The sequence below is a fragment of the Acidobacteriota bacterium genome (assembly GCA_034211275.1).
GTDB lineage: Bacteria > Acidobacteriota > Thermoanaerobaculia > Multivoradales > JAHZIX01 > JAGQSE01.
In genome coordinates, this window is sequence record JAXHTF010000340.1 from 1 (window position 1) to 2,833 (window position 2,833).

Sequence of the window (2,833 nt, forward strand, 5' to 3'; positions counted from 1 at the left end):
TGGCCGCCCTGAGCCGCCGTCTGGGGGTGGAGGCGGCGGGGTCGACGCTGCGTCGGGAGGCCTTGGGAGGGCTCACCACCTTCCTCACCATGGCCTACATCGTGGCGGTCAACCCGATCTTTCTCACCGCCGCCGGCATGCCCCTGGAGGGGGCGGTGCTGGCCACCTGCCTGAGCGCCGCTTTCGCCACCCTGCTCATGGGGTGGGTGGCCAACTATCCCATCGCCCTGGCGCCGGGCATGGGGCTCAACGCCTTCTTTGCCTACAGCGTTTGCCTCGGCGCCGGCGTGCCTTGGCAGACCGCCCTGGGGTTGGTCTTCTGGGCCGGTGTCCTGTTCGTCGGGCTCACCGTGTCCGGTGCCCGCAAGCGCTTGGTGCGGGCGGTGCCCAAGGTACTGCGGCTGTCCGGGGCGGTGGGCATCGGGCTGTTCATCGCCTTCATCGGTCTGCAGCAGGGAACGTTGGTGCAGGCCGATGCCAACACCATGGTGACCCTGGGGGATCTCACCGCGGCGCCGGCGGTGCTCACCCTGGTGGCCCTGGCCTTGGCCGCCGGTCTCGCCGCCGCCGGCATCTCCACCGCCATCTTCTGGGGCTTGCTCTTCGCCCTGGTGGCAGCGTTGGTCTTGGGGATGGTGCCGTGGCCGGAAAGCTTTTTCTCGCTGCCGTCGGGGGACCTGCCGGGGTTGCAGATCGACTTGCTGGGGGCGCTGCAGCTGCGCTATCTGCCGCTGATCTTGGTGATCCTCTTCTTCGATCTCTTCGACACCCTGGGGACTCTCTTGGGAGTGGCCTACGAGGCGGATCTGCTGGATGAGGAGGGGGAGCTGCCGGGCATCGACCGGGCCCTGACGGCGGACTCGGTGGGCAGCGCCGCCGGCGCTCTCTTCGGCACCTCGACGGTGACCTCGTTCATCGAGAGCGGCGCCGGCGTTGCCGTCGGAGCGCGCACCGGGGTCGCCAACTTCGTCACCGCCGGTCTCTTTCTGCTGGCACCGTTCGCCACCCCCCTGGTGGCGGTGGTGGGGCAGGGCACCGGCGGCGGCGCCAATCCCATCACCGCTCCGGCGCTGATCCTGGTGGGATCCATGATGGTGCGGGCGGTGCGGGAGATCGACTGGCGGGACACCACGGAAGCCCTGCCCGCCTTTCTCACCGCGGTGCTCATGCCCCTCTCCTTCAACATCACCCACGGTCTCGCCGCCGGCATCGTCGCCTTCGCTCTGGTCAAGACCGCCGCCGGCCGGCGGCAGGAAGTGCCGTGGCTGATCTATCTGCTGGCGGTGCTGATCATCCTCCGCTACGCCCTTCTCCCCCTTTGACGATGGACCGGCTGCAAATCGACCCACCGAGCTCTCCTCAGCGATGAGTAAACAGTCATGAAGAACGAGTCCGAAAGCTCCCCAGGGCGGCCCCGCATCCGTGAGCGTGTGGAGGATTTCGAGGTCGAGGAGGTGCCCCGGTCGGCTCCCGCCGGGCGCGGTGAGCACCTCTATCTCTGGATCGAAAAGCGCGGGGTGGACACCGCCGCGGTGGCCCGGGAGATGGCACGGCGCGCCGGTGTCGCCGCCGGGCAGGTGGGCTTCGCCGGCCGCAAGGATCGCCACGGCGTGACCCGGCAATGGCTGTCGGTGCCCCGCTGGCCCCGGGAGCGGGCCCCGGAGCTGGAGATGGACGGCGTGGAGATTCTGAGGGCGGAAGCGGGCAATGCCCGGCTGCGCCTCGGCGAGCTGGCGGGGAACCGTTTCCGCATTCGGGTGCGGGGAGTGGCGGAGGAGCTGATGGCGGAGGCTCGCCACAGGTTGGAAGAAGCCGAGGCCCACGGCATGCCCAACCGCTTCGGCGACCAGCGTTTCGGCCACGGCGGCAGGAACGTGGAGCGCGGGCTGGCGGTACTGCGGGGCGAGGCGGAGGCAGGGGGCCGGGAGCCCAGTCGACGGAAACGAGGATTCTTGGTCAGCGCGGTGCAAGCCCTGGCCTTCAATCGGATTTTGGACCGCCGTCCGGCGCCCTGCCACGAGCTGCTGCCGGGGGATCTGGCCATCGCCCACGGCAGCGGCCGGCTGATCCCGGTGGACGATCCGGCCTCCCTGGCGCCGCGGCTGGAACGCTTCGCCGTCAGTCCCACGGGCCCGCTCTTCGGCAGCAAAGTGGCCCGTCCCGAGGGCGCGGTGGCGGAGCTGGAGAGGCAGGTCCTGGAGGAGCTCGGGGTGGCGGATCTAGAGGCTCTCCCCGGAGCCCGGGAGCTGCGGCTCACCGGCGAGCGGCGCAGCCTGCGGGCGCGGCTGCGGCAGGTGTCGTTGGAGGTGCTCTCTTCAGATGGGGAGCTGGGAGAGGGTGGTGGAAAGGATTTGGAGCTGCGCTTCTTCCTCCCCGCTGGTTCCTACGCCACGGCGCTGTTGGGGCTACTCTTTCCCACCGGTTATGAAGAGGGGCCGATGGGGTAGAGGGGCAGCGGAGGCTCAAAGATCCAGCGCCGCTTCCAGCTCCGCCAGCTTGGCCTGGATGCGGCGGGTGTTCTCCGGACCGGTGCGCAGCAGGCTGCGCTGAGCCGGGGGTAGGGATTCGAGCTCCGGATCCGAGTAGGCGTAGGTCAGGACTCGCGGCGTCAGGGCCACGTCCCCTTCCGGTACCGGCGCCGAGCGCAGCTGACGGATGGCCCGCTGCAGGGTGCGGTCGAAGTCCCGGTCCGGGTAGCCCAGATCCTCATAGGCCTGCTGAATCAGCGGCTTGAATTGTCCGTAGAGCTCCGCCGCCTGCTCGCTGTCCAGCGATACGAAGACCTCCGTCAGCCGGTCGTAGCGCCGGTAGCTGGCGGGGTCGATGTGCGGCA

At 69.5% G+C, this 2,833-nt stretch carries 3 protein-coding genes; 2 read left to right on the plus strand and 1 reads right to left on the minus strand.

The genetic code is table 11. The features are described from left to right. On the plus strand, positions 1–1,322 hold a 1,322-nt coding region (locus SX243_25725; GenBank protein ID MDY7096390.1), incomplete at its 5' end, for an NCS2 family permease. A 57-nt stretch (positions 1,323–1,379) separates the two neighbouring features. After that, entirely contained in the window at positions 1,380–2,447 is a 1,068-nt protein-coding gene (locus tag SX243_25730) for a tRNA pseudouridine(13) synthase TruD (GenBank protein MDY7096391.1), read from the plus strand. Positions 2,448–2,462: 15 nt separating this feature from the next. Here SX243_25730 and SX243_25735 read toward each other — a convergent pair. Beyond that, on the minus strand, positions 2,463–2,833 hold a 371-nt coding region (locus tag SX243_25735; GenBank protein MDY7096392.1), incomplete at its 5' end, for a DUF3014 domain-containing protein.

Coding starts and splice junctions, on each gene's coding strand:
- SX243_25730 (MDY7096391.1), top strand. CDS start 1,380: ATGAAGAACGAGTCCGAAAGCTCCCCAGGGCGGCCCCGCATCCGTGAG.